Source organism: Blochmannia endosymbiont of Camponotus sp. (genome assembly GCF_023586365.1).
Lineage (GTDB): Bacteria > Pseudomonadota > Gammaproteobacteria > Enterobacterales > Enterobacteriaceae > Blochmanniella.
In genome coordinates this window covers 340,046-366,732 of the sequence record NZ_CP097759.1, presented here as the reverse complement: position 1 = coordinate 366,732, position 26,687 = coordinate 340,046, and the positions used below count along the sequence as shown (strand labels likewise).

The window sequence follows — 26,687 nt, the reverse complement described above, 5'->3', positions numbered from 1 at the left end:
ATATAAATAATATTAATTTATATAGTATAAGATTGCTATATTTAATATATTATTCTTATGCTTATCTTATGTATTTTAATGTTTAAAATATTTTTATGAAAATAATCATTAAATTATCACCAGAAATTACAATAAAAAGCCGTGCTATACGAGTTTTTTTTATAAAAATTCTTATTACAAATATTAAAACTATTTTAAAAAAAAATAGTGAATCAGCATCAATTATACGTAATTGGGATTATCTCGAAGTAATATGTAATAATAATAAGCATCAAAAAATATGCGCTATTTTAGTGAATATTCCTGGTATTCATCATGTGTTATTAATTAAAAAACATATGTTTCGTTCTTTGCAAGATATTTCTGAAAAAATTATAGTCAGCCTGAATCATGATATTAAATTATCAGGCAAAAGTTTTTGTGTTCGAGTAAAACGTCGTGGCAAACATAATTTCACTTCTCAAGAAGTTGAACATTATTTAGGAAATAAACTGTGTCAACACATAGTTAATATTAGAGTTAACTTAAAAAATCCGGAGAAAACTATATATTTGGAAATTAAAGATAATCAACTTTTTATAATTATCAAGCGTTACGAAGGATTAGGAGGTTTTCCGATAGGTACGCAACAAGAAATGTTGTCATTAATTTCAGGAGGATTTGATTCAGCTGTTGCTAGCTATATGTTAATTCGACGAGGATGTAAAGTTAATTATTGTTTTTTTAATTTAGGAGGAGCTATGCATACTGTTGAAGTATGTAGGATAATATATTTTCTATGGAATAAATTTAGTAGTTCTCATAAAATAAAATTTATTTCTATTGATTTTTCAGAAGTCATTAAAGAAATTGTTTCTAAAATAAAAGACAACCAAATAGGAGTAGTGTTAAAACGTATGATGATACGTTCTGCATCATTGGTAGCTAATCGTTGTAAAATTACTGCGTTAATAACAGGAGAAGTGCTAGGGCAAGTATCAAGCCAAACTTTGAGTAATCTAACACTCATTGACAGTGTTTCTGATCATGTAATATTTCGCCCTTTAATTGCTTATGATAAAGAAAAAATTATCAATTTAGCCCGAAAGATAGGCACAGAAATACTTTCAAAATCTGTTCCAGAATATTGTGGAATAATATCAAAAAAATCAACTGCAAAGACAACAAAACAACTCATTGAATTTGAAGAAAATAATTTTGATTTCACCGTGTTAGATCGTGCAGTGTCTCAATCTTATGTAATAGACGTACAAAATATGCCTGATCAAATTATTAATCAGCATGTATTTCAAGTAGAAACTAAAAAAATATTGGATTATAATGACGTAGTATTGGATATACGAACAGAAATTGAACAAGAAAAAAATCCTCTTTGTTTAAATAATATAGAAATAAAAAAAATACCTTTTTATAGATTAATTAATCAATTTTCTAAACTAGATCCAAATAAAGTATATTTATTATATTGTGATCATGGCATAATGAGTCGATTACAAGTAATGTATTTGTATAGCCAAGGATTTCGCAATGTAAAGATATATAGACCATCTATTACTTAGATGGCATATTAGGTAACAAGTCACGAATAAATACTTCAGTTAAAAATTTTGGTTAATAATGAGAGCCTTACTTAATTGGGGATTAAGTATATTAAAATTGTTTTATAGAAATGTTACGATTATTGGTTTTAAATAATACTGAATTACAATATATTTTTATTGTAATTCAGTATTCATACCATAGTAATTATGATTTCACAGTTTATAAAAAAATAATTAATTTTTTTATTCAGTATTTATTGAAATATTCTGCGCTTTAATAAGGCAATGATTTCATATATCTCATTACACTATTAACTGTAAAATTAACCCACATTACAAACAATTAATGTAGTGTATTAATCACTATAACGTATAATAAGGATATAATTAATGAAAAAAAGAACACTAACCAGATTCCTTTCATTTCTAATAAAAATCCACCTAAAATTCCCCCGAATCCTATTCCTAAAAATTGACCAATAGAATAAATACTAATGGTAGTTCCTTTATATTTTTTTTGTGCTTCTTTATTTATTAAAGCAGGTAATATTGTTTCTATTAAACTAAATGCTATAAAAAATAACTGCATTCCAAATAAAAATATTTTACTATATAACGTATTCATTGACATAATTAGTTCAGATACAAATAAAACATTCACACAAGTAATTAATATCTTTTTTGTACAATTTTTACCTTCAAAATAGAAAATACATGTCAACACTACAATCGCAGATATTATCATAGTAATACTATAAATTTTCCAATGTATACTAAGAGGAAATCCTAAATTTATCATTGTTTTAGGTAAAACAATAAAATTTAGCATTAAAATAGTATGTGTAAAAAATATGCTGCCATTTAATTTTATTAATTGCGAATGAGTTAATATTTGTTTAATGTTATTCAGTATAATAAATAAATTTTCATCATTTTTTACGGGATAAGAAGAAATAGGCAGTTTTATAATACAAATTAGAATAATAGCTAATATAATTAATATAGTAATACTATGAAATAATCCGCTCAATCCAAACTTATCAGTAATAATTGGGCCAAAAATCATAGAAGCAGCAAAAGCTATACCGACACTCATTCCAACTGACGCCATAGCTTTTATGCGATGTTGTTCTTGTACTGAGTTTAATAATAATGCTATAAGTGAACTACCAATAGCTCCTGATCCTTGTAGTGCCCGTCCAATGATAAGTCCCCAAATATTATTAGTAGTTGCTGCTATTTCACTGCCAAAAATAAATAACATCAACCCCCCGATAATAACAGATTTATGCCCAATTTTATCAGACATTAATCCAAAAGGTAATTGAAAGATTATTTGCATTAAGCCATATATTCCAATAGCTATACCTAATAAACTTCCATTCGCTCCTTGTAAGGAAAGAGCATGAATAGTTAAAACGGGCAAAATCATAAATACTCCTGCCATGCGCAATGCAAATATCATGCTTAATCCCAATGTAATGTACAATTCTTTTTTAGTCATTATAGTATTAATAATTAGATAAATGCCGAAATATCTTGAATTTATATATTTAAAAAAAATATCGATATATATGAAACATTTAAAATAAAAATTTTATAAATATTGAGAAATATTATATTATTTATTCATTTAAGTTGACAGTATTTCACACATGGCGTACTTACAGTAATATATTTTTTATGTAGCAAAATAAATATGATCTAAGGATAAAAGTAAATTTAGTGATACTATAATAGCAAGAGATAATAAAAACATTTTCCTTGCCCACAAACTATCATGATTAATTATTCTATAACCATAAAAACCCATATATAACCACCATAAATTCATAACGCTAATTATTATTAAAAATATATAACTAGCGTACCCCATAACAGTAAATAATGTAGTTGTTATAATAAATCCAATTATATAAACAACCATATGATTCTTAGTTGATTCTACTCCCTTTTTAATAGGGAAAGTGGGAATACAAGCTACTTTATAATCATTTAATCGTAAAATAGCAATGGAATGTGAATGTGGGATTTGCCACAAACTAAAAATTATTAATAATATCAAAGCTCCTACATCAAATTGATTTGCAGCGGTACAATATCCAATGACTGGCGGCATAGCTCCTGATATACTCCCTACCATTATACTATAAATAGATCTACGTTTCATCCATAAACTATATACACCGACATATATAAATAAACCTATTGCCGCTAAATATACTGTCAAAAAATTCTTAGTAAAACTTAAAAACAAAAATCCAAATATACTTAAGATTACTGCATACAATATACTTTGGTTTAAAAAAAGTTGACCGTGTTGCACTAAAACTCTATTTTTAGTTCTTTCCATAACTGCATCAATATCTCGATCAATAATGTTATTTAACACACAGCTAGCAGCTATCACTAAGGCTGTTCCTATAGTCATTGCGATAAATAAAGAACAAGATACATAGCCTCGTCGCGATGCTATTAAAAATCCCCCCGTAGCCGACATTAAATTACCTAAAACAATTCCTGGTTTCGTTAAGTGTAAATAATATTTAAGCATAACAATTAAACTATCTTACTCAAATCATCAAATTGTGATGCAAATGTGTCATAATCCATACACTTCCCAACACAAGGATAAAAACGATAAATACTGTGAATATTAAAGATATTAAATTCCATGCTTGATTAGATACATTTCCCAAATGTAAAAAGCAAATTAAATGGACAAAAATCTGCATTATTGCGCAAAATACAATGATATTTATTAATATTATTTTATTATGTATTGCGTCATGTGCAACTATAACAAATGGCACGATTGTCAAGACAACAGATAATACAAACCCAATTAAATATGACTTCTGTGTATAACCATTCTTCATTAATCATAGTACTCCCAGTAAATATACTTCAGTAAATACACATATCCATATAATATCAAGAAAATGCCAAAATAAACTTAAACATCGCATTCGTATATAGTTGGTGTATGTTAATCCTTGATACACAATATGCATTATCATTACCACAATCCAAATAAGACCCGCTATTACATGTAGACCATGAGTCCCTACTAAAGTAAAAAAAGAAGAAAGAAACGCACTGCGACATGGATTGTTTCCTAATTTAATTAAATGATAAAATTCATAAATCTCCATACTAATAAAACATAGTCCTAATAAAAAAGTTATTCCCATCCAAATATTTACTTGTTTCGTATATGATTTTTCTACGTATATCATAACTTTACTATGAGTAAGACTACTTAATAATAAACAACAAGTTTCTACAAACACAAAAGGTAATGAAAATATATCTTTACCTGAAGCACAATCTACTGTGTTATTATACAATACAGAGTATATTGCAAATAAACTTGCAAACAAAATACAATCACTCATTATGTATAACCAGAAACCAAATATTGTCTTTATATTTAAATTATTATATTTTAACATTGTTAACGCATTCAATTTCTTTAATTTTCCCTATTGGTACGTAATATTCTGTATCTTCATTAAATGTATGAAGAATCCAAGTTGCTATTATTCCAAACATACTGAAAATAACGAGCCACCAGATATACCAAATCATACCAAATCCAAATGTTAAACCGAAGAAAGATATAACAATGCCAGAATAGGTATTTTTAGGCATATGTATGGATTGAAATTGATCAGGACAAGAATACACGTTTCTATTATTTTGTACATACCAAAAAACATCACGATCACTGTTTATTATAGGAACAATTGCAAAATTATAAAATGGAGGAGGAGAAGAAACAGCCCATTCTAAAGTAGATCCATTCCATGGATTTCCATTGATATCTTTATATTTATCACGATTTACAATACTGACTATTATTTGGATACATTGACACATAATACCCAATCCAATCAATGTAGTACCTATTGATGCTGTTATTAACATCGATGAAAAAATTGGATCGATGTGTTGACTTAATCGACGAGTCATACCCATAAACCCCAAAATATATAACGGCATAAATGCTATATAAAATCCAATAATCCAAAACCAAAAAGCTCGTTTCCCCCATTTTTCATTTAAAACATAACCAAAAGCTTTAGGAAACCAGTAGGTAGCGCCGGCAAAACAACCGAACAACACTCCTCCAATAATAACATTATGAAAATGTGCAATTAAAAATAAACTATTATGTAATACAAAATCAGCCCCAGGCACAGATAATAATACCCCGGTCATTCCTCCTATGGAAAATGTAATGATAAATCCAATAGTCCACATCATTGGGGAGGTGAAAACAATTTTCCCTCGATACATAGTGAATAACCAGTTAAACACCTTTACTCCAGTTGGAATGGCAATTATCATGGTCATGATACCAAAAAATGCATTAACGTTAGCACCTGCACCCATAGTAAAAAAATGGTGCAGCCATACACAAAAAGATAACACAGTGATTGCGATAGTGGCCCATACTAATGAAGTATATCCAAACAATTTCTTTTGTGAAAAGGTGGAAACAATTTCTGAAAATACGCCAAATACGGGCAATACTAAAATATATACTTCTGGATGTCCCCAAGCCCAAAATAAATTGATATACATCATCATGTTCCCGCCTAAATCGTTAGTAAAAAAATGGGTTCCCAGATAACGATCTAGTGTTAGCAAAGCAATAGTAGCAGTCAAAATGGGAAAAGCCGCAATGATTAATGTGTTTGTACATAAAGCAGTCCAAGTAAAAACTGGCATTTTCATCATTGACAATCCTGGGGCTCGCATGTATAAAATTGTAGTGAAAAAATTTATACCAGTTAAAGTAGTTCCTATTCCAGAAATTTGTATACTCCATATCCAATAATCGACACCAACGCCAGGACTATATTCTTTGCTTGATAACGGTGGGTAACCTGACCATCCTGTTTGAGCAAATTCTCCTACTCCTAAGGAAAGATTTATTAAAATTACACCTACCATAAATAACCAAAAACTCAGAGAATTCAAAAAAGGAAAAGCAACATCCCGTGCTCCAATTTGCAATGGAACTACTAAGTTCATTAATCCTATTACGAACGGAGTAGCCATAAATATGATCATGATTACCCCATGAGCGGTAATTACTTGATTATAATGATGGGCTGAAAGAAATTCATACGATCCAGAAGAAGATAAAGCTTGTTGTGCTCTCATCATGATCGCATCAGCAAAACCACGTAAAAACATAATACATGAGACTATAATGTACATAATCCCAATTTTTTTATGATCTACAGAAGTAAACCATTCATTCCAAAGATATCGCCATTTATTGTAATATGTGATGATACCAGAAAGCATTACTCCAATGAAAAGAATGATAATAACTGTCGACATAATAACTGGATCTTCATACGGAATAGAATGTGTTGTTAATTTTCCAAACATTACTTTATTATCCTTTATATATTTACAATACTTCCGAAAAACAATCATCCTTTATATTAAGGAAACACGCGGTGTAGTTAAAAATGTTCTTTCCTTTGATGTGTAAATTTATTGATCACATTAAAAAACAAGTTGGGTTGTACATTGGAGAAATAAATTATCGGATGATATTCACTGGGTTTAGCTAATTCTTCATAAATTGACATATTATTAATTTGATGAGATGATTTTTGAGCTGTTTGTATCCATTGTTCAAATTCTTGTTTAGTCTGTGTAGCAGTAACAGTAAATTTCATACCAGAAAATCCTCGACCACTAAAATTTGATGAAATACCTTTGTATCGACCTGCTGCATTAGCTATTAAATATAATTCCGTACGCATTCCAGCCATCGCATAAATTTGTCCTCCTAATTGAGGAATAAAAAAAGAATTCATAACCGAATTAGAAGTAACATTGAATTTTATCGGTATATGTGCCGGAAAAACAAGCTCATTAATAACTGCTATATTTTGTTTTGGATAAATAAAAAGCCATTTCCAATCTAATGATATGACATCAATAATAATTGGTTGCTCAACAGATGATACAATAGGGTTTTTAGGATCTAATTTATGAGTAGTTTTCCAAGTTACAGCTCCTAAAAAGATAATAATTAAAATCGGCACAGCCCAAATTATAAATTCTATTTTTTTAGAATTTACCCAATTAGGATTATATCGCGTATTTCTGAGATTAGATGCTCTATATTTTATAGTAAAAAAAAATGTCATCACGATTACTGGGACAACTATACTGAGCATTAATCCGAGTGCGGTCAATATCAGTGAACGTTCTTCTATTCCAATTTGGCCTTTAGGATGTAATAAAACCAAACCGCTGCATCCATTTAATACCGGTATCAAACTATACAGTAACAATGAAATACACATCTTTCTATGTTTGCATACGCTGAATTTCATTCAACAATTCTAATGCGAATATATATTTTAAGTTTTTGAATTAAACATCCTACTGCAAACCTGCATTAATGTAAATAGATTATATGTATCTAAAAACTTTTATAATTACCATTTATTGAAAAATGTTAAGCATAGTCAATATTTTTATTCAAAATTAACTGCATTTTATGAAGTAAAGATAACACTAAATACTCTATTATTTAATTAATAATTTACAGCAACACTTGTATTATTAGGCATAATTGAGCTAATTTTTTTACTAAATAACTTAATGTAAATTAATTTAATTATATATTTTATATATCTATTCAAGTATTAATATCACGGTGATTATAATACTTATAACATCATTAAAAACTTAGTGCATTGATAATTGTAAAAATATAAGCTAGATATAGTAATTATTTATTAGATATAAATGTAAATTAGGGGTCTGTTACATGTATAATTTGTACATTATATAATGTTGCATAGTATTGTATGTTTTTATTGTTATTTTCAATTTTAAAATCAAAAGGAATAAATTAGATACGCATAATGATTGAAAATATTAAATGTTTATGGAAAGTACATTACTGTTAATTTATTTTATGAATATTGTGAATACAGAGTATTATGAAAGATCAACACATTTTTCTGAAAACATATATATTCATAGGTTTTGTGTTGGAAAAGTACTTATTTTTTAATAAAAATTATGAAATTACTATTCGTCATAAAATCATGATAAAATTAATATAATAAAGATTTTATTGATCTTATCCTCACAACAAGATCAATGTAATTAATGAACCTAAGTGCAATAATTTATACACTTTTTTAATAATAGTAAAATTTTTGTGCATACTATTACAGTAGAAATATATCCACATATAACACTGAAAAGGATTCATTAACATTGAAATAAAAACCCAATTTTATTAGAAATTATAGAAAATGGATATTGATTGTAGCTGTAAAAAATATCAAAAATACATGTACATGGAAATGTAGTAATAATCAAATTAGTATTGATGTCGGATTATTTTTAACATCGCCATACTCTCTTATGATAAAATACAAAGACGACAACATTAGAGGTGTTGTTACGATAGTTAATAAAGAATAATCATTTTGCCTAATTTATAAGAAAGAATGCTTGATTGTAATATAGAAGATGTTTTCAATATAAAAAATTAATATTCAAAATGAATATCATTTCAAAATAATCTTTAAGGAAATATCCATGGATTTATTGTTATTTTTTTGAAAATGAAAATTTTAAAATTTTTTAAAATAAAATCAGAATGACATAAAACAGTTCGTTTCAAAAAATAGACACCACAAAGAAAAATATATATAAAAAATTCAGGAATATATTTAATATTATTTAAACTCTGTTATTAGAATAAAATAAAAAAATAAATACTAAAATAACATATTTATCTAATGAAATTGAGCTTCTTGCTACGTTTAATCGCATATGTACTAATAGTTCACAGCAATAAGACAACCAAGTATATTCATATCAATAAAACTAAAAATACAACCATTACAGACTTTATTGCTATGAAAATTTAACCTCGAAGATCAATATAAACGTCACGTAAAATTGCATTGTCATGTGATGATGTTACCTATAAAAATTGATATTAACTGTGTTTCTCATTCACAACATTATTAATAATATATTAGATACATTCGATGTTTCAAAAAAATGTGATCATGGAACAACGATACGACAACAGCAACAATATATTCCGAGCTTTCTTTTTATAAAGAACAATAAATGATTTTATTCTTAATCAAACAAAATTATTGCAAAAATTACATATAACGATTTAATAAAATATGATTAAAATTATCTGATCATTAGAAACGTTAGACTATAAGAAACATCACCTTAAATAATAAATGCTTTTATTTTAATTGGTTGATTAGATTATAAACAATCAATTTTCATCAACGTGAAATGTCTTTGACATATTTATTACATACGATAGTAATCGTACATATAAGATACGATGAGAACAAATATATATATATATGAACATTCTCTATTTTAATACTTAAACATTTGATTAATATAAATTAACTGAAAACTATATGCTCAATAATTACTTCTTAAGAAAGTATGATTATTAAATTTAGTTTGAAATTTTTCATAAATTGTATTATATCAAGGTTTAAATAAACCTTGATATAACAGATGTAGAATACAAGAGGATGTAATACATGCTATGCAATGCTCACATAACTTTAAAGCACCTGATTGTCATCGTATGATAGTAGTTCCAACAGTAATAGAGCGCACTATTCGTGGAGATCGAGTATACGATATATTTTCTTTATTACTAAAAGAAAGAATTATTTTTATGACAGGAACAATCGAAGATAGTGTAGCTAATTTGATTGTTGCTCAAATGATGTTTTTAGAATCAGAAAATTCAGAAAAAGACATCCATTTGTATATTAACTCTCCAGGCGGAGTGATAACAGCAGGAATGTCAATATACGATACTATACAATTTGTAAAACCTGATGTTAGTACGTTTTGCATGGGACAAGCTGCATCCATGAGCGCTTTCCTATTAGCTTCTGGCACCAAAGGTAAACGATTTTGTTTACCGAACGCTCGAATAATGATTCACCAACCATTAGGATCTTTCCAAGGACAAGCTACTGATATTGCTATTCATACCAGAGAAATATTGAAAATTAAAAATAATATCAATGAGCTTATGGCAAAACATACCGGACAATCTATTGATATCATTAATAAAGATACAGAACGAGATTGTTTTTTATCTGCTGATGAAGCAATGAAGTATGGATTGGTAGATTGTGTATTATCTCAACGCATATAAATGTAGATTACTGTTTAATTTGTTTTTTTATTATCATCATGATCTGTAATAAAATTTATGTTTGAATGTATTATTTATGTCTCAAATAATTTATAGATCGTTTTAAAATTAAATTAAAAGTAAACGGAGGGATATCAGACTGTGAGCGATGATCATCAAAATCATTCAAAAAATGTATTGTGTTGTTCATTTTGTGGAAAAGACCAAAATCAAGTATTAAAATTAATTGCTGGATTATCAGCGCATATTTGTGATACATGTGTTGGTCTATGTAAAGATATAATTAGCCAAGAAAATAAAGGTAAAATAATTAACGAAAAATTAATTAAATATCCCACTCCTTGTGAAATTAAGAATCATTTGGACGATTACGTGATTGGACAAGAATACACTAAAAAAGTACTTGCAGTAGCAGTATATAATCATTACAAACGTTTACGTAATGAAAGGATATGTATAAACAGCAATAGCACAAAATTATTTAAAAGCAACATTTTATTGATCGGCCCTACAGGAAGTGGTAAAACATTATTAGCAGAAACATTAGCTCGGTTTCTTAATGTCCCATTTGCTATATCAGATGCTACTACTTTGACAGAAGCGGGGTATGTCGGCGAGGATGTAGAAAACGTTGTACAAAAATTATTACAACGATGTAATTATGATGTGAATAAGGCACAACAAGGAATTATTTATATAGACGAAATAGACAAGATTTCTAGAAAATCAGAAAACCCTTCTATTACTCGAGATGTTTCCGGAGAAGGAGTACAACAAGCTTTATTAAAGTTGATTGAAGGGACTACAGCTGCGGTACCACCACAAGGAGGCCGTAAACATCCTCAGCAAGAATTTATACAAGTAGATACTACTAATATTCTTTTTATTTGTGGCGGTGCTTTTTTTGGTTTGAATCAAATTATTCAGCAACGCACTACTAACGAACGTACAATTGGATTTCGAGTGTTAGAAAACAACGATACCACAAAAAATACTGAGCATTCATTATTAACACAAATTGAGCCAGAAGATTTAATTAAATTTGGTTTGATTCCAGAATTTGTTGGTCGACTTCCAATAGTTTCTACTTTAGATGAATTGAAAGAAAAAGAATTAATTAAAATCTTAAAAGAACCAAAGAACGCTTTAATAAAACAATATGAAATACTATTTCATATTGATGGAGTAAAATTAGAATTTTCCGAAACATCATTGATCGCTATTGCTAAAAATACTATGAAAAAAAAAATTGGTGCTCGTGGACTGAGAGCTATTCTAGAGAACATACTGCTAGATATAATGTATGAATTACCTTCCCAAAACAACATAGATAAAGTAATAATTGACGAATCAGTAGTATTTGGGCGCTCAAAACCATTGTTAATCCACAGTAACCATAAAACTAACCAAACATAAGTGAACTCTTGTTGAATACAAACTACATGAGATACTGTTTGTTGTAATTTGAGAATAAAAAATTTGTTATTATGATAATAACAATAATCGCTCTATTTTAAACACAAAGTTCGAAAAAAAATTACCCATCATATAATATATTTATTATAATTGAAAGAGAAAAATTCTAGTAATTAATTATTTTTTATTGAAAAATTTTTTCCGAATAAGAAAATTTTCATTTCTTTTTCAACTATTATACGATCTGAAATATTCATCATATTAAGTTTATTTTCATTGATTAAAATAGTTTGTTTATTTTGCCATTGCATCCATGCAATCTTAGAAATATGTTCATAAATATACTTTCCTAATGCTCCTGGATAACATGGAGCGGCTAATCTTTCAGCATATTTTTTTAAAAAAACACAATAAATTATTTTGGACATTATTAGAAGTCTCACATTGCAATAATCATTTTTATGAAAATTGGACATTTAATATCTTTTATTATGTTACAACTACAATTTCTGTAGTATTATGGAAATTGGTTTAGGTAATCCAATGATTGGAGGATACATTAAATCATACCAAATCCCATCTTTTTTATAATTTAACTTTTTATGTATATTAAGCAATATTGGTTTGATTTCTAAATCAATATTGCTTAATTTATGTTTTAAAACGGATAAATTTATACGTTGATTATTATCAAGATTATAGCGTAACAACCACGTATTTAATATTTTAAGATTGGAAAATTCAGGAAAACAAAACAACCCCCCCCATATCCCTTGATATGATCGCTTTTCGAGCCATATCATTTTCATTTGATACTGTTGTGACAACAACAACAAAAACCAGATAGTCTTCTTAATTAATTTTTTTTTAAGTTTCTTTCTGGGATACTGATCAACACAGTGATTTAGAAAAGATCGGCAACTTTTTTGAAGAGGGCAATCATTGCAAAGTGGATACATATTAGTGCATATTAATCTCCCGAGATCCATCATAGCTTGATTAAAAGCTGCAACTTCTATTTTAGGAAGTAATTGATTGATTAACAACCATAGTTTATTATTTACCTCGGAGCTATTTCTTGATAAACAATAATCGAGCGCATAATATCTAATTAATATTCGTTTTACGTTGCCATCAAGAATAGGATAATGTTGATCTAACGTTAACGATAATATAGCTCCTGCGGTCGATTTTCCGATACCAGGCAAAGAAACAAGCGTGTCGAAATCTTTTGGAAAATTACCATGATAATGATTAACAATAATTTTAGCTGTTTTGTGTAAATTCCTAGCTCGCACATAATACCCCAATCCGCTCCATAAAAATAATACTTCATCTAATTCTGCTGTCGCCAATTGTGTAATGGTTGGAAATTTTGAAATAAATCGTTCATAATAAAAAATTACAGTTTTCACTTGTGTTTGTTGCAGCATGATTTCAGATAACCAAGTTTTATACATTGTTTTATTCAATTGCCATGGTAAATCCTGTGTTCTATATTTTTGATACCAAAGTAATACTTTTTTTGAAAAAATAATATCTTGAGTCATATGTTTTCTATATAAAAATCAAATGTAATCTGTACGCTTACGTAAGCAACTAAACTTTCGTTAAAAGGTATTTTTAAAAATTTAAAACAATTTTTTTAAATAAAAATATCTGGAATTAATATATTGTTAAAGTAACCATAAATGTTACTACTCAATTAAAAAAATATGAAATTCAATTTCAAGAATTAGTGTTATAGCTTAAATAATTACTTATTTTTAAACATAGCACTGCCCACTGTACAATAAATTACTTTTTGAAGAAAGTGATCTAACAATCGTATTTCTGATTATTATTAGAAACACCGTCCATACATCAATACGCACGAATTTATTCATAATAAACACATGTGTACATTTTTATTAAAAATTATAGAATTTTTGTATTATCTGATTTTTATTAGAAATAAAAATAATATCACAAAATTATCAATGGGCCGTTGTGAGCTGATTTGTCTCAATTAATAAACGATTTTTATCTATTATCATAATTCCTAATTTATTTCGTTTATGCTGATACTCTATATTGAAAAATATAAATAAAAACGAACAAAATATTTTTACATACCTTTATTCAATTGAAATTTAAAATTTATAAAACATTTATAATTAAAATTATCTATCAAAATTTAAAATGATCTTTTAATTATAATTGAATTACATAAAACTAGTAAAATTGAGTAAATTTATTATTATTATTATTTTCATGGAAAATTGATATTTTTTTAAAACTATATTTTAGTACCACCTGGAAATATATTTCCAATAACGATAGTCAATGCGTGCATTAAAAATATCAATATATTAAAAAAATCAGTCAATTTTTTCTATTGAAAAAAAATAATATTTCTTATTATATATAAGATGAAACTTTTTATATATAAATTAATATGATAAATATAAAATATTTGACATATTATCATTTTTTTACATTATTTTAAAAATTTTTTATAATAACAAATAATAAAAACAATTATTAAAATTTGAACATTATCATCATAATTAATTTAATTTATAATATTTAATTATTATTTTTTATTCTATTTGTATAGAAAATTTTATTTTTTTGTGCTTAAAATTTGTTTAGCCAACTTTTTAAAATTACTCCAGCTGCAATTGCATTGATTTTAATATTTGTTTTAACACATAAATTATCATGATAAAATTCAAAATAGTTTAAACGTGCTTCACTCGTACTAAAACGCTCATCATGCATCTCGACCGTAACAGGAAATTGTTCTTTGAGTTGCGTGGCAAATATCTTTGCTAAAATCGTAATAGGTTGTTCGCTCCCATCTATTTTTAAGGGCAATCCTACTACCAAAGTCATTGGTTTCCACGTATTATAAATATCTTTGATATGTTTCCAATTAGGAACACCAAATTGCGACTGCAATACAATCAGAGGTTGTACAGTGCAAGTCAATTTTTGACCAATAGCCACTCCTATATGTTTAGTACCAAAATCAAAACCCATAACTATATCAACAGACATCACGCATGACCTGTCTGATCAGCAATATTATAAATATCAATTCCCAATATTTTTGCAGCTGCGCGCCAACGATCAATAATAGGAGTATGAAATAAAATTGTTTCATTAGCTGGAGCAGTAAGCCAAGTATTTTCCATTAATTCACGTTCTAATTGACCTTTAGCCCATCCAGAATAACCAAGTGCCACCAACACATCCTTTGGTTGATTAGGGGTTCCTAAAGTTTCTAGAATATCTTTAGAAGTAGTAATCATAGCTTTTGAGGAAATGTTAACACTAGAACCAAAACCTTTTATAGGAGTATGCAAAATAAAACCTCGATCGTCTAATAAGGGACCTCCAGAAAATACTGGATTATCTAATCGGATGGACGGATCGCGCGTAGAGGATACAATCTTTAGGTTGTTTAATATAGTTTCTACCGTACATCGTGTCACTAGTTTGTTAATGACAATGCCCATAGCACCTGTATCATTATGTTCACAAATATATACCACTGATTGTTTAAATAATGGATCTTGTAATGCAGGCATAGCAATTAAAAAATGATTTTGTAAATTTGTTATCTTATGTGATGTTAACATAAATTGCTTATAAATTTTTTATTAAAAATACAAAGTTTAAAAATTTTAATTAATTATTTTTCTCAAATAATTTACATCTTTACTATCAATTATTATTGATTAATTTCTGTGCAAACCACAATTCAATCTAAGTATTAAAATTTTTTAATTATTATTAACACATGGCTTTGTGTTCTCTGTCAACACGATATTTATAATGAGAATATTTAAATAAAATTTAAGTTAAACTAATAACATTTTAAACATAAAAAAATCGACAATTAATTATACAACGTGTCAACATGTGGATTCTCAAATAACACATGCTATACTTTTATTTTTTACATTAAAATTAATCGAAATTGCTACATATTAAAATATCTTAAAAATATTAGTATATAGTGCATATATTAATATAGGTATTTTATAAAGACTAATAAAAATTTTGAAATTAATTAAGTATATAAAATTTAATTGCACTATTTTATATTTAAAAAATTTATTTATTGTGTATTACATATTTCATAAAATTTTTACAAAGGTTAATTAACTTTAATCACTAATATTAACACACATTGTTATATTGTTTATACATAAAATTAAACATTAATTTTATGTATAAACAATATGTAGTTAAATTTTAAATTTTTGTTAATTTTATTAAAAATTGATTATATAATTTTAATTTTTATACAAATATATGCATGTTACATGCAAGCCCAATATCAATCGATCAGCGAACTGTATATTTCCATATCAATAAAATCATTATAAATCAACTTAAAAGTAAATGTGTAGATATTATCAAGATGTGCATTTCAAACCAGCCGCATCACGAAGAAGTTCTGCCTTATCAACTTTTTCCCAAGGAAAACATTCACGACCAAAATGTCCATAAACGGCTGTTTCTTTGTAAATTGGTTTTAATAAATCTAACATAGCAATCAATCCATAAGGACGAAAATCAAAAAAATTTTTTATTAATTTTATTAAAATGTTATGTGATATTTTTTCTGTTCCAAAAGTTTCAATGCTCATAGAAATTGGATGTGGCACACCAATTGCATAGGACACTTGAAGCTCACAGCGATCTGCTAATCCAGCCGCTACAATGTTTTTAGCTACATATCTCGCTCCGTATGCAGCCGAACGATCTACTTTTGATGGGTCTTTTCCAGAAAAAGATCCGCCACCATGCCGAGCCATACCTCCATAGGTATCTACAATAATCTTTCTTCCAGTTAAACCGCAATCACTAATAGGGCCTCCAATGACAAAACGCCCGCCGGGATTAATAAGAAATATGGTACTGTTAGACAACCATTTATTGGGTAACACTGGTTTAATAATTTCTTCCATGGCAGCTTCTTTCAAATCTGTTAACTTTATATCATAAGCATGTTGAATAGACAAGACAACAGCGGTGATACCAATGATCTTGCCATTTTCATAAGCAACAGTTACTTGGCTTTTAGCATCTAATCCTAACCAAGGTAACACTCCACTTTTTCTCACTTGAGACTTTCTTTTAATTAAACGATGTGCATATGTTATCGGAGCAGGCATTAAAACATTAGTTTCATTAGTAGCATATCCAAACATTAATCCCTGATCACCTGCTCCTCGTTGTAATACATTTGTATTACCCTGATTAATACTACATTGAATATCTGAAGATTGTTTATTAATTATACTCAATATTACGCAAGAATTTGCGTCAAACCCCATATCTGAACGAACATAACCAATATCGCGAATGGTGTTTCTAGCGATTTCTTCCATATTTACCCAAGCAGTGGTAGTAATTTCTCCACCTATTATTACTATACCTGTTTTAACATAAGTTTCGCATGCAACACGAGCTCTTGGATCCTGCGCTAAGATAGAATCCAATATAGCATCAGAAATCTGATCTGCAATTTTATCTGGATGCCCTTCTGATACGGACTCAGATGTAAACGAATATTGTGACATCTTTTATATCCTTTTAGTATAGAGTTTGCGACTTTTATTAGTATGACCTACTATAGGTATAGTAAATTTATTTGAGTCAATCATATTCAAAAAATTTTATTTTATATAAATCACCAAAATATTATACTTTCTTTTTGTATTTAATAGTAATTACACAGTATTAAATTTACAACATCAAGTATTGATAAAGTAATTATATTAACTATTAATAGATTGTGATCAAAATTTGCCACAAACATTTCTGTTTCTAATATTTTTCATCTGATACTTATACAGGTATCATTGTTTAATGTAATTTTTTTGTGCGCTTAGGTATTTATATTAATCGAATTATGTTTTTTAATTAACTTATTAAAAAGTAAAGTTAGTTCACTCAATATCACTGCGCACATAAATTTAAAAATTTTGACGATATTCAATAATCATATAAACTGAATATTTTATTTAATCATTTTTATAATAAGACGTTTGCGTCTTGTGCTATAGAAAATAATTTAATTAAAAAATAAATAAAAATAAGCCTTATTTGTAATTTGATTGATTATATAGATATAATCATACATTTGAGTACAGATTCATTTAAACATATTTTTAAAATTTTTTAAATTCGTAAAACCTGTTTGACTGCAACTGTATCGACAGATACATATAAAAAATTTTTAGACATATTAATTTATACAAATATTCCATTTAATTTTGCTCAAACTATATATTATATATAATAGACTGTTTATGAGATTAATTAAATAAAGGAAATTCATGAATACTCTAAATTATAAAAATGATAATTCTTTATTTTCAAATTCCTTTGGATTTTTACGATTTCCATTAGAATTCGATCCTTATAATAGTAATAGTGATTGAGTAATTACTGGGGTTCCTTTTAATATAGCTATTTCTGGTCGATCAAGAAGCAGATTTAAGCCAACTGCCATTAGACAAGCATCCATTATAATTTAGCCTGGGAACATTTTTATTGGCCTTGGAGTGTGAGTATACGCGAGAATTTACACATAATTGATTGCGGAGATTTAATATACAAATCTGGAGACATACAAGATTTCACCAGTTCTCTATAAAACCACGCAGAAAATTTGGATAATGTCTGGGAAAAAATATTATCCTTTAGAAGTAATTACTGTATCACAGTACCTATATTACGTACATATGCAAAATTTTTTGGAAAAAATAGCAACAATACATTTTGACGCACATGCAGATTACTATGATAAAGATAGTAAAAGTGATCATGGGTGTTGTAGTATTACATGCGCTTAACGAAAAAATTAATAGATTCTGTGCATTCAATACAAGTTGGTATTCGTACCGAATATAAAAAATGTTTCGGATTTACAGTGTTAGATGTAGAGTATATTAACGATACTAACATTGATATTATCATAAATAAAATAACATCAATTACTCAATCCTTTCCTATATATTTAACTGTCGATATTGATTGTTTAGATTCAGCTATAGCACCTGGTACTGGGACTCCAGTAATTGGAGGCTTAACAAGTTACCGTGTACTAAAATTAATACAAGGTTTTCAGCATTTAAATATTGTAGGTATTGATTTAGTAGAGATAGCTCCAGCTTACGATTTGCGCACAAATTACTGATTTAGCAGCTACTACATTAGGATTGGAAATGCTTTATACTCAAGTGAAATCAAAGAAGAATTAAAAATTAATTTAGTATATTATTTATTAATTAAACACTGCAATCAATCGCACAAAAAATAACATCGCATTACAAAATTGGCGCTATATTCAAATACTCAATACTGACATCAAATCAACAATACTTATAATATTGGTTACATAACATGTTAAATGATTATATGATTACAAGATTAAGTGTCATAAATGATTTATAAATCAGGATTGTTATTAAATAAATCAGTCTCATGTTCTCATAAGACTGTATATTTCTTAATGCATATTAACACTGTTCAGTATATAGTAGCTGTTTACGATACGTAAATTTTTTTTAAAGTTTCCATGTCATTAATTAATTATTTTGAAAAATTAAATTTATTTTAAGTTGTATATTATTTATTTTATTCAGTTGTTAACTAATAAACTAAACTAAAAATCGCGATATATAGATAAATAAAAATATTTTCCATCATCAATATATGACTATCTATATTGTTTTACATTTAAAAGGCTACCTATCATGACTATGATCAAAATAAATGATTTAGACCTAACGGGTAAACGTATTTTAATTCGTTCTGATTTAAACGTACCTATTAAAAATGGAGTCATTACGTCTAATAGAAAAATTCATGCATCATTACCTACTATTAAATTGGCTTTAAAGCACAGTAAACATGTTATGGTAACTTCTCATCTGGGTCGACCAACAGAAGGAGAATATAATGCTCAATTTTCCTTACAGCCCGTAGTTGAATATTTAAAAAAACAATTGATTAATCGATATGTCAAAGAAGTGCGGTTGGTTAAAGATTATTTAGAGGGAGTAAATTTTATGGAGGGAGAGCTGTTAGTTTTAGAAAATGTGCGGTTTAATAAAGGAGAAAAAAAAGATGATGAGATATTATCAAAGAAATACGCCATGTTATGCGATGTATTTATTATGGATGCGTTTGGTAGTGCTCATCGTACACAGGCGTCTACACATGGTATAGGTAAATTTGTTTCTTCAGCTTGTTCTGGGCTTTTATTGCAAAAAGAATTAGAAGCTTTAGGAAAGGCCTTATGTAATCCTATGAGACCAATGGTTGCAATAGTTGGGGGGTCTAAAGTATCTACTAAATTGATTGTTTTAGATTCTTTATCAAAAGTCGCAGATTACCTAATAGTAGGCGGAGGTATCGCAAATACCTTTTTAGCAGCTCAAGGTAAAAAAGTAGGTAAATCCTTATATGAAGAAGAACTTATACCTACAGCAAAACGTCTTTTAGAAAATTGTGATATACCTATTCTTACTGATGTACGAGTAAGTACAGAATTTTCTGAAACTGCTCAAGTCACTATGAAAGCCATAATTGATATTAAAGATGATGAACAAATTCTTGATTTAGGTGATGAATCTATTACTCGAATATTAGATATTTTAAATTGTGCTAAAACTATTCTTTGGAACGGTCCTATTGGAGTATTTGAATTTCCAAATTTTAGAAAAGGCACGGAAATGATATCTCATGCTATTGCTAAAAGTAATGCTTTTTCTGTCGTTGGAGGCGGTGATACTTTAATGGCTATCGATTTATTTGATATTTCTGATCAAATTTCTTATATTTCTACTGGAGGTGGCGCTTTTTTAGAATTCATTGAAGGTAAAACATTTCCATCAGTAAAAATGCTTGAAAAGCATGCTTTAAATAACATGAATTAACCAGTATTATATATGAAAATATACATGACTATATTCAAATAGTCTTATCGATGTATTCTTTCATTAACAACAGAAGAAAATAAATGACTAAAATCCTCGATTTTATAAAACCAGGCGTAGTTACTGGAAACAATGTACAGAAAATATTTGATTTTGCAAAAAAAAATAATTTTGCTTTACCAGCGATAAACTGTATAGGAATAGATTCAATTAATGCCGCGCTAGAAGCTGCAGCTAATATGCAGTCTCCTATTATTTTACAGTTTTCTAAAAAAGGATCTTCTTTTATGGCAGGATATGGTTTAAATAGTGATAAAAATGATCATAATACAGCAGTATTAGGCGCTATTTCTGGCAGTCTGCATGTGCATCACATTTCTAAACATTATGGTATTCCTGTTATTTTACATACTGATCATTGTACTAAAAAAAATTTGCCTTGGATCAATGCTCTATTAGATTTAGGTACAAAGCATTTTTATGAAACTGGTAGTCCATTATTTTCATCTCATATGATTGATTTATCTGAAGAATCTTTAAAAGAAAATATAGAAATTAGCTCAAAGTATCTAAGCCGCATGCACAAATTAAATATGACTTTAGAAATAGAATTGGGTTGCACCGGGGGAGAAGAAGACGGCATAGATCACTATCATTTGGATCATTCACTTTTATATACAACTCCAGAAGATATAACTTATGCTTATGAAAAATTACATATTATTAGTCCTCAATTTATTATAGCCGCGTCATTTGGCAATGTACATGGTGTATACAAACCAGGAAACATACGATTAGATCCAAAAATTCTTCAGAAATCACAAAAATGCATTTCTAATAAATTTGGATTACCTGACAATTTTTTAAATTTAGTATTTCACGGAGGATCTGGATCTACAGAAGAAGAAATTAAAGAAGCTATCAGTTACGGTGTTGTAAAAATGAACATTGACACTGATATACAGTGGGCTACCTGGGAAGGTATTTTAAAATATTACCAACATAATAAAAATTTTCTTCAAACTCAATTAGGTAATCCATATGGAAGCGATCAACCAAATAAAAAATTTTATGACCCACGTATCTGGATTCGTGCAGGACAAAAATCAATGGTTAAGTATTTAGAAAAAACATTTTGCACTTTAAATGCTGTTAATATTTTGTAAAATAATTTTTTAATAACAAATTTAATACATTAGATCAGATTTGTGTATTAATAAAATTCAAATTATATGACGTTGAATTTGATGAATATCATTAATATTATTCTTACAACAAATAAGATTTAATTAAATTTCAAATATAAATAAATCATAAAATCTGTTTGTTGTTTATGGAGTGTAATACCTGCATGAATTATCAAAATTATCTAATGTATAGTTTTAATTCTCATTGAATATCATTTTTTAATTTATATAAAACAAAAATTATTATCAAACATCAATGATATTAAATCAAAATTAGTGTGTAATTATTACATAATATACGTCTTGTATGGGTGTTGTATGATACAAAATAAATTAAAAAAATCAGTAGGCTGGGCGGCTTTAAAATATATTCAGTCTAGCAGAATTATAGGAGTAGGAACAGGTTCTACCGTTACATATTTTATTGAAGCACTAAACAGTATAAAGGAAAAAATAGAAGGTGTGGTTTCTAGTTCAAATTACTCATCTGATCAATTGAAAAAAATAGGTATTCCTCTATATAACCTTAATAGCTTACACGAATTAGATGTGTATGTTGACAGCGCAGATGAAATTGATTCACATATGCAAATGATTAAAGGTAGGGGTGGAGCCTTGACCAAAGAAAAAATTATTGCTGCTGCAGCCAAAAAATTTATTTGTATCGTTGACAGCAGTAAACAAGTAAATATATTAGGACGCGGGCCATTACCAATAGAAGTCATTCCTATGGCTCGTTCATTAGTAGCAAGAGAATTAGTGCGTTTAGGTGGTTTACCAGAATATCGACATAATGTAATTACTGATAATGGTAATAATATCTTGGACGTATATAATATGAAGATTGTAAATGCGTCGTTATTAGAAACAAAAATTAATAATATTCCAGGAGTAGTGAGTGTTGGTATATTTTCGAAAAGACGGGCAGATATGGTATTAATTGGGACAAGAGAAGGTATAAAAATAATCAATTAATCTTTTTTCTATGCTAACAGAAAATCAATTTTGAACAATATAAAACTAAAAATGATTTACAATTTATATGTCAGTATAAATCAATATATTTTTAATATGATCATTATCAGGGAATCTTGATAACAAATGCAAATTAATTAATATTAATTATTGAAAATGCATCAAACCCCTATCCGTATTCAAAAGATGTGATTATCACAGAACTAAACATTACACACAACAATACCTTTCATAGAGTATTGTTTAATGAGTATCTATAATCAAATGATAAGATGGAGTGATAATTTCTGGCAATGTTATATCCCATGTTTCTATAGGAAGCAATTGCGTAGGTATTCTTTGAAAATCATGTGCTAACCCTATAGGTATATAATTACTCTGATGTTTCCAGTTTTGTAAAGTTCTATCATAAAAACCACCACCCATGCCTAATCGATTTCCACTAGTATCAAATGCGACTAATGGAACAAATATAACATCTATTTTTTCTATAGGAATAACAGAACTAATATTCCATTTCGGTTCATATATATTTAAATGATTGCATATAAGGGGCGTTGAAAATGTATATTGTGCAAACAATAAGCACTTAGACCCTGAATCAGGCAGAATTGGTAAATATATCTGTTTATGCATCAATAACAAAGATCTAATGAGTAAAGTAGTATTTATTTCTCCGTCAAAATCAATAAACACTGCTATACGCGTTGATTTATGTATATGGGTTATAGTCATAATTTTGTTAGTTATTAATTGCGCCGCCGTATATTGTTCTTGAAACGTTAAAGTCCTACGTATACTTCGTAGATACATACGAAGAAATTTTCTGTATAATTTTTTGTCATCAACATACATAGCTGATTGAATTCATTAATATGAATACAGCATATTTTTACACTGTTTGTCCTAAAAATAGTGTTAACTATAAAGCCTATTTATATTTATTATTCCGACGATCTTATTATGTCTCAATATAATAATTTATGCGTGTTCAGAGTATTCCAGTGATCTATTAGCATGCTCAGTAATATGAGTATGTGCAATTAAGGCTTTTTCGATAGTTTGTTGTAATAACAGAATATGTTTCTCAATGTTCGCTGCATATTCACGCGTTTTTAATTTTTCCTGATCTAATTCATGACATATATTTAAAGCGGCTATAAATACTAACTGTTCAGCATTAGTTACCCTTGTTCTAATTTTTAAATCCTGCAAACGTTGAGTTAAATCCTCTACTGCCTTATTTAAAGCATCTTGTTGTTGAGGCGGGCAATTGATACGTAGTGTTCGACCGAAAATTTGAATATCTATTGGTTGTTCAGGCATATTTCTTTCCTGGAAGTTGTAATTTATTTATATTTTTCAATAATTATACAATACAAGTAATAATTACCATAATGGTTATACACATATACAAAAATTTTGTTTTATATATGAATATTTGATTAAAAATCCATAAAAATCATTATTTTATTTTAAACACATTCAATAATTAATAATTATTTAATTTATAAAAAATATCTAAATGTAAAAAATCTTACATAAAAATATAATTCATCTGTAATTTACATATAGTAAATTTAAAAAATTAGATATTTTAAAAAATTGTAAAATATCTTTATAGTCCATAAGCATACTACAACATCATCTGTATGATTAAATTATTTTAACACTAGATGAATTTTAAAATAATATATTGAATATGCATATTCAATATGCTGCAAAACCACTTAATTTATATTATAAATATAGATTTATTTGCTATAAATACTAACAATACTGAAATTATATTGCAGTAAATGTTGATATCGCTATAATCGTTGTACAACGACACAAACATATCTCGTATCTTATAATGAATAAGAATTATTGCAATTGGATTTCATGTATTTATTCACAATAAATAGCAAATGAAAAAATATTTCGATATATGGTATCAGATTCATATTTAAGTTAACTGAAAATATACTTTATTTAATCAGTGTGTTAATTCTTAAAAAAGGAGTTTGCATATTACGTTTTTATTGTTATATAGTTACCCAACTTATGTTAAATTTTAAAATAAAATAAGTTATATATATAATATATATATATATACTAATATTTGTAAAATTAGGTTTAATTGTATTAATTCATATACTGTATTTTTGTTCGATTTTGAAATTTTTATATTCATACGTTAGATAATCATCAATGTCTATTGTTATAAATGGTGGAGGAATGGCAGGCGCAATACTAGCCTTAATGTTATCTAAATTAACAAAAGGAGATTTAGAAATATCCTTGATAGAGCAACACTCTCCTTATTGTTATGATACAAAATTATCCTCAATTACACACCCACCTCATGTAATAGCTTTATCGCGAGGCGCTTATTTTGAATTAATACGAATTAATATGGCTCCAATTTTATCTTCTTGCTCCACCATGATAAAACAAGTAGAGGTCAGTGAATATCATCGGTTGAATAAAATATTCATTGATGCTCAAGACTATCAATTATCAGAATTAGGTTATGTTATCGAATTAAATATCTTTAGAAAAAAATTATTTGATTTTTTATATAATCAATCTACTGTAACTGTATATTGCCCGGCAATTTTAAAAAAAATTAAACGTGAAAAAAAAAATAACATAATTATTTTGAATAATGATCATCAAATAGTTTCAAAATTAATGGTAGCAGCAGATGGCGCCGATTCAACGCTAGCTACCAATTGCGGTATGCAATGGTTCAAATGGAATTATCAACAAATTGCTGTAGTTTCTAAAATTACTACTGAAGTACCTCATTTTGGAAGAGCTTTTGAAAAATTTACAGAGTATGGGCCATTAGCCATATTACCTATGGCTAATGATTTTAGTTTTTTAATTTGGTGTATTTCTGATAAGCAAAAAAAAGAAGTATCTACATGGAATAAAGACAAATTTTCTCAAGAATTGCAAAATGTGTTCGGATGGGAATTAGGAAAAATTTTGAAAATAGGAAATAGATATTTTTACGATCTTTGGTTAACTCGGGCTAATAGCCATATTAGTCACAGATTGGCATTAGTTGGAAATGCGGCACAAAGTTTACATCCTATTGCTGGACAGGGATTTAATCTTGGATTGCGTGACATTGTGGTGTTATCAAAAATAATTACACAAGCGCTATATCAGAATTTAGATATTGGAGACTATTCTGTGTTAAATAGATACCAAAAACACAGATATTTAGATCAATGTAGGACCATTAAAATTACCGATGGATTAGTGCGGCTGTTTAGCAATCATTACTTGCCGTTGATTATTGCTCGAAATATGGGTTTATTTTTTGTTAATTATAATGCCTTTCTAAGGCGTCTTTTAGTAAATGCAATATTAAATTGGAAAACAGATTAATTTTATTTTAAATAAATAATAA

Annotated in this window: 21 protein-coding genes and 1 pseudogene; 9 read left to right on the top strand and 13 right to left on the bottom strand. The window is 27.7% G+C overall.

What is annotated here, in order from left to right; genetic code table 11:
- Positions 1-95: 95 nt before the first annotated feature.
- A complete protein-coding gene (thiI, locus tag M9407_RS01480) occupies positions 96-1,559 on the top strand; it encodes a tRNA uracil 4-sulfurtransferase ThiI (protein ID WP_250237384.1) in 1,464 nt (487 codons plus the stop codon).
- A 325-nt stretch (positions 1,560-1,884) separates the two neighbouring features.
- On the opposite strand, the gene M9407_RS01475 is transcribed toward thiI, so the two are convergent.
- The 6 genes from M9407_RS01475 to cyoA form a co-directional block, all read right to left on the bottom strand.
- Positions 1,885-3,045, bottom strand: a complete 1,161-nt coding sequence (locus tag M9407_RS01475; protein WP_250237383.1) for an MFS transporter — start codon at positions 3,043-3,045, stop codon at positions 1,885-1,887.
- A 177-nt stretch (positions 3,046-3,222) separates the two neighbouring features.
- Positions 3,223-4,095, bottom strand: a complete 873-nt coding sequence (gene cyoE, locus M9407_RS01470; protein ID WP_250237382.1) for a heme o synthase — start codon at positions 4,093-4,095, stop codon at positions 3,223-3,225.
- Positions 4,096-4,114: 19 nt separating this feature from the next.
- Positions 4,115-4,420, bottom strand: a complete 306-nt coding sequence (gene cyoD, locus M9407_RS01465; protein ID WP_250237381.1) for a cytochrome o ubiquinol oxidase subunit IV — start codon at positions 4,418-4,420, stop codon at positions 4,115-4,117.
- A 3-nt stretch (positions 4,421-4,423) separates the two neighbouring features.
- Positions 4,424-4,996: a cytochrome o ubiquinol oxidase subunit III gene (gene cyoC, locus M9407_RS01460; protein WP_250231299.1), complete on the bottom strand. Its 573-nt coding sequence runs from the start codon at positions 4,994-4,996 to the stop codon at positions 4,424-4,426.
- A complete protein-coding gene (gene cyoB, locus M9407_RS01455) occupies positions 4,983-6,950 on the bottom strand; it encodes a cytochrome o ubiquinol oxidase subunit I (RefSeq protein ID WP_250237380.1) in 1,968 nt (655 codons plus the stop codon). Before cyoB ends, cyoC begins: the two co-directional genes overlap by 14 nt.
- A gap of 77 nt (positions 6,951-7,027) precedes the next feature.
- On the bottom strand, positions 7,028-7,882 hold the full coding sequence (gene cyoA, locus M9407_RS01450; protein ID WP_420022293.1) for a ubiquinol oxidase subunit II: 855 nt from the start codon (positions 7,880-7,882) through the stop codon (positions 7,028-7,030).
- A 973-nt stretch (positions 7,883-8,855) separates the two neighbouring features.
- Between cyoA and M9407_RS01445 the strand changes: the two genes are divergently transcribed.
- The 3 genes from M9407_RS01445 (at position 8,856) to clpX (ending at position 12,174) form a co-directional block, all read left to right on the top strand.
- Positions 8,856-9,020: a hypothetical protein gene (locus M9407_RS01445; protein WP_250237378.1), complete on the top strand. Its 165-nt coding sequence runs from the start codon at positions 8,856-8,858 to the stop codon at positions 9,018-9,020.
- 1,111 nt (positions 9,021-10,131) lie between these two features.
- Positions 10,132-10,758: an ATP-dependent Clp endopeptidase proteolytic subunit ClpP gene (gene clpP, locus M9407_RS01440; RefSeq protein WP_250237377.1), complete on the top strand. Its 627-nt coding sequence runs from the start codon at positions 10,132-10,134 to the stop codon at positions 10,756-10,758.
- 141 nt (positions 10,759-10,899) lie between these two features.
- Positions 10,900-12,174, top strand: coding sequence for an ATP-dependent Clp protease ATP-binding subunit ClpX (clpX, locus tag M9407_RS01435; RefSeq protein WP_250237376.1), 1,275 nt, complete (start codon positions 10,900-10,902; stop codon positions 12,172-12,174).
- Positions 12,175-12,347: 173 nt separating this feature from the next.
- On the opposite strand, the gene M9407_RS01430 is transcribed toward clpX, so the two are convergent.
- The 5 genes from M9407_RS01430 to metK all read right to left on the bottom strand — a co-directional run bounded on the left by M9407_RS01430 (position 12,348) and on the right by metK (position 17,753).
- Positions 12,348-12,602: an oxidative damage protection protein gene (locus tag M9407_RS01430; RefSeq protein WP_250237375.1), complete on the bottom strand. Its 255-nt coding sequence runs from the start codon at positions 12,600-12,602 to the stop codon at positions 12,348-12,350.
- A 72-nt stretch (positions 12,603-12,674) separates the two neighbouring features.
- Positions 12,675-13,724: an A/G-specific adenine glycosylase gene (gene mutY / locus M9407_RS01425; RefSeq protein ID WP_250237374.1), complete on the bottom strand. Its 1,050-nt coding sequence runs from the start codon at positions 13,722-13,724 to the stop codon at positions 12,675-12,677.
- A 1,069-nt stretch (positions 13,725-14,793) separates the two neighbouring features.
- Positions 14,794-15,216 carry a Holliday junction resolvase RuvX gene (ruvX, locus tag M9407_RS01420; protein WP_250237373.1) on the bottom strand — a complete coding sequence of 141 codons (423 nt, stop codon included), beginning with the start codon at positions 15,214-15,216 and terminating at the stop codon, positions 14,794-14,796.
- Entirely contained in the window at positions 15,216-15,800 is a 585-nt protein-coding gene (locus M9407_RS01415) for a YqgE/AlgH family protein (protein ID WP_250231281.1), read from the bottom strand. Before M9407_RS01415 ends, ruvX begins: the two co-directional genes overlap by 1 nt.
- 783 nt (positions 15,801-16,583) lie before the next feature.
- On the bottom strand, positions 16,584-17,753 hold the full coding sequence (gene metK / locus M9407_RS01410; RefSeq protein WP_250237372.1) for a methionine adenosyltransferase: 1,170 nt from the start codon (positions 17,751-17,753) through the stop codon (positions 16,584-16,586).
- Positions 17,754-18,512: 759 nt separating this feature from the next.
- On the opposite strand from metK, the pseudogene speB reads away from it, so the two are divergent.
- The 4 genes and pseudogenes from speB to rpiA all read left to right on the top strand — a co-directional run bounded on the left by speB (position 18,513) and on the right by rpiA (position 23,281).
- Positions 18,513-19,439, top strand: a pseudogene (gene speB, locus M9407_RS01405) (agmatinase).
- A 495-nt stretch (positions 19,440-19,934) separates the two neighbouring features.
- The gene (locus tag M9407_RS01400; RefSeq protein ID WP_250237371.1) at positions 19,935-21,119 is read left to right on the top strand and encodes a phosphoglycerate kinase; all 1,185 of its coding nucleotides are present in this window, start codon (positions 19,935-19,937) and stop codon (positions 21,117-21,119) included.
- Positions 21,120-21,202: 83 nt separating this feature from the next.
- Positions 21,203-22,285 carry a class II fructose-bisphosphate aldolase gene (fbaA, locus tag M9407_RS01395; RefSeq protein WP_250237370.1) on the top strand — a complete coding sequence of 361 codons (1,083 nt, stop codon included), beginning with the start codon at positions 21,203-21,205 and terminating at the stop codon, positions 22,283-22,285.
- Between the two features lie 339 nt (positions 22,286-22,624).
- Positions 22,625-23,281, top strand: a complete 657-nt coding sequence (rpiA, locus tag M9407_RS01390) for a ribose-5-phosphate isomerase RpiA (RefSeq protein ID WP_250237369.1) — start codon at positions 22,625-22,627, stop codon at positions 23,279-23,281.
- A 243-nt stretch (positions 23,282-23,524) separates the two neighbouring features.
- On the opposite strand, the gene M9407_RS01385 is transcribed toward rpiA, so the two are convergent.
- Together M9407_RS01385 and zapA are read right to left on the bottom strand one after the other, a co-directional pair.
- Entirely contained in the window at positions 23,525-24,136 is a 612-nt protein-coding gene (locus M9407_RS01385; protein WP_250237368.1) for a 5-formyltetrahydrofolate cyclo-ligase, read from the bottom strand.
- A 126-nt stretch (positions 24,137-24,262) separates the two neighbouring features.
- The gene (gene zapA / locus M9407_RS01380; RefSeq protein WP_250237367.1) at positions 24,263-24,607 is read right to left on the bottom strand and encodes a cell division protein ZapA; all 345 of its coding nucleotides are present in this window, start codon (positions 24,605-24,607) and stop codon (positions 24,263-24,265) included.
- Between the two features lie 867 nt (positions 24,608-25,474).
- Between zapA and ubiH the strand changes: the two genes are divergently transcribed.
- Positions 25,475-26,665 carry a 2-octaprenyl-6-methoxyphenyl hydroxylase gene (ubiH, locus tag M9407_RS01375; RefSeq protein ID WP_250237366.1) on the top strand — a complete coding sequence of 397 codons (1,191 nt, stop codon included), beginning with the start codon at positions 25,475-25,477 and terminating at the stop codon, positions 26,663-26,665.
- The last annotated feature ends 22 nt before the right edge of the window (positions 26,666-26,687 follow it).

Excerpts from the sequence above, each read along its gene's own strand:
- thiI (WP_250237384.1), top strand. The coding sequence starts at position 96 with ATGAAAATAATCATTAAATTATCACCAGAAATTACAATAAAAAGCCGT.
- M9407_RS01475 (WP_250237383.1), bottom strand. The coding sequence starts at position 3,045 with ATGACTAAAAAAGAATTGTACATTACATTGGGATTAAGCATGATATTT.
- cyoE (WP_250237382.1), bottom strand. The coding sequence starts at position 4,095 with ATGCTTAAATATTATTTACACTTAACGAAACCAGGAATTGTTTTAGGT.
- cyoD (WP_250237381.1), bottom strand. The coding sequence starts at position 4,420 with ATGAAGAATGGTTATACACAGAAGTCATATTTAATTGGGTTTGTATTA.
- cyoC (WP_250231299.1), bottom strand. The coding sequence starts at position 4,996 with ATGTTAAAATATAATAATTTAAATATAAAGACAATATTTGGTTTCTGG.
- cyoB (WP_250237380.1), bottom strand. The coding sequence starts at position 6,950 with ATGTTTGGAAAATTAACAACACATTCTATTCCGTATGAAGATCCAGTT.
- cyoA (WP_420022293.1), bottom strand. The coding sequence starts at position 7,882 with ATGTGTATTTCATTGTTACTGTATAGTTTGATACCGGTATTAAATGGA.
- clpP (WP_250237377.1), top strand. The coding sequence starts at position 10,132 with ATGCAATGCTCACATAACTTTAAAGCACCTGATTGTCATCGTATGATA.
- M9407_RS01430 (WP_250237375.1), bottom strand. The coding sequence starts at position 12,602 with ATGTCCAAAATAATTTATTGTGTTTTTTTAAAAAAATATGCTGAAAGA.
- mutY (WP_250237374.1), bottom strand. The coding sequence starts at position 13,724 with ATGACTCAAGATATTATTTTTTCAAAAAAAGTATTACTTTGGTATCAA.
- ruvX (WP_250237373.1), bottom strand. The coding sequence starts at position 15,216 with ATGTCTGTTGATATAGTTATGGGTTTTGATTTTGGTACTAAACATATA.
- M9407_RS01415 (WP_250231281.1), bottom strand. The coding sequence starts at position 15,800 with ATGTTAACATCACATAAGATAACAAATTTACAAAATCATTTTTTAATT.
- metK (WP_250237372.1), bottom strand. The coding sequence starts at position 17,753 with ATGTCACAATATTCGTTTACATCTGAGTCCGTATCAGAAGGGCATCCA.
- M9407_RS01400 (WP_250237371.1), top strand. The coding sequence starts at position 19,935 with ATGACTATGATCAAAATAAATGATTTAGACCTAACGGGTAAACGTATT.
- fbaA (WP_250237370.1), top strand. The coding sequence starts at position 21,203 with ATGACTAAAATCCTCGATTTTATAAAACCAGGCGTAGTTACTGGAAAC.
- rpiA (WP_250237369.1), top strand. The coding sequence starts at position 22,625 with ATGATACAAAATAAATTAAAAAAATCAGTAGGCTGGGCGGCTTTAAAA.
- M9407_RS01385 (WP_250237368.1), bottom strand. The coding sequence starts at position 24,136 with ATGTATGTTGATGACAAAAAATTATACAGAAAATTTCTTCGTATGTAT.
- zapA (WP_250237367.1), bottom strand. The coding sequence starts at position 24,607 with ATGCCTGAACAACCAATAGATATTCAAATTTTCGGTCGAACACTACGT.
- ubiH (WP_250237366.1), top strand. The coding sequence starts at position 25,475 with ATGTCTATTGTTATAAATGGTGGAGGAATGGCAGGCGCAATACTAGCC.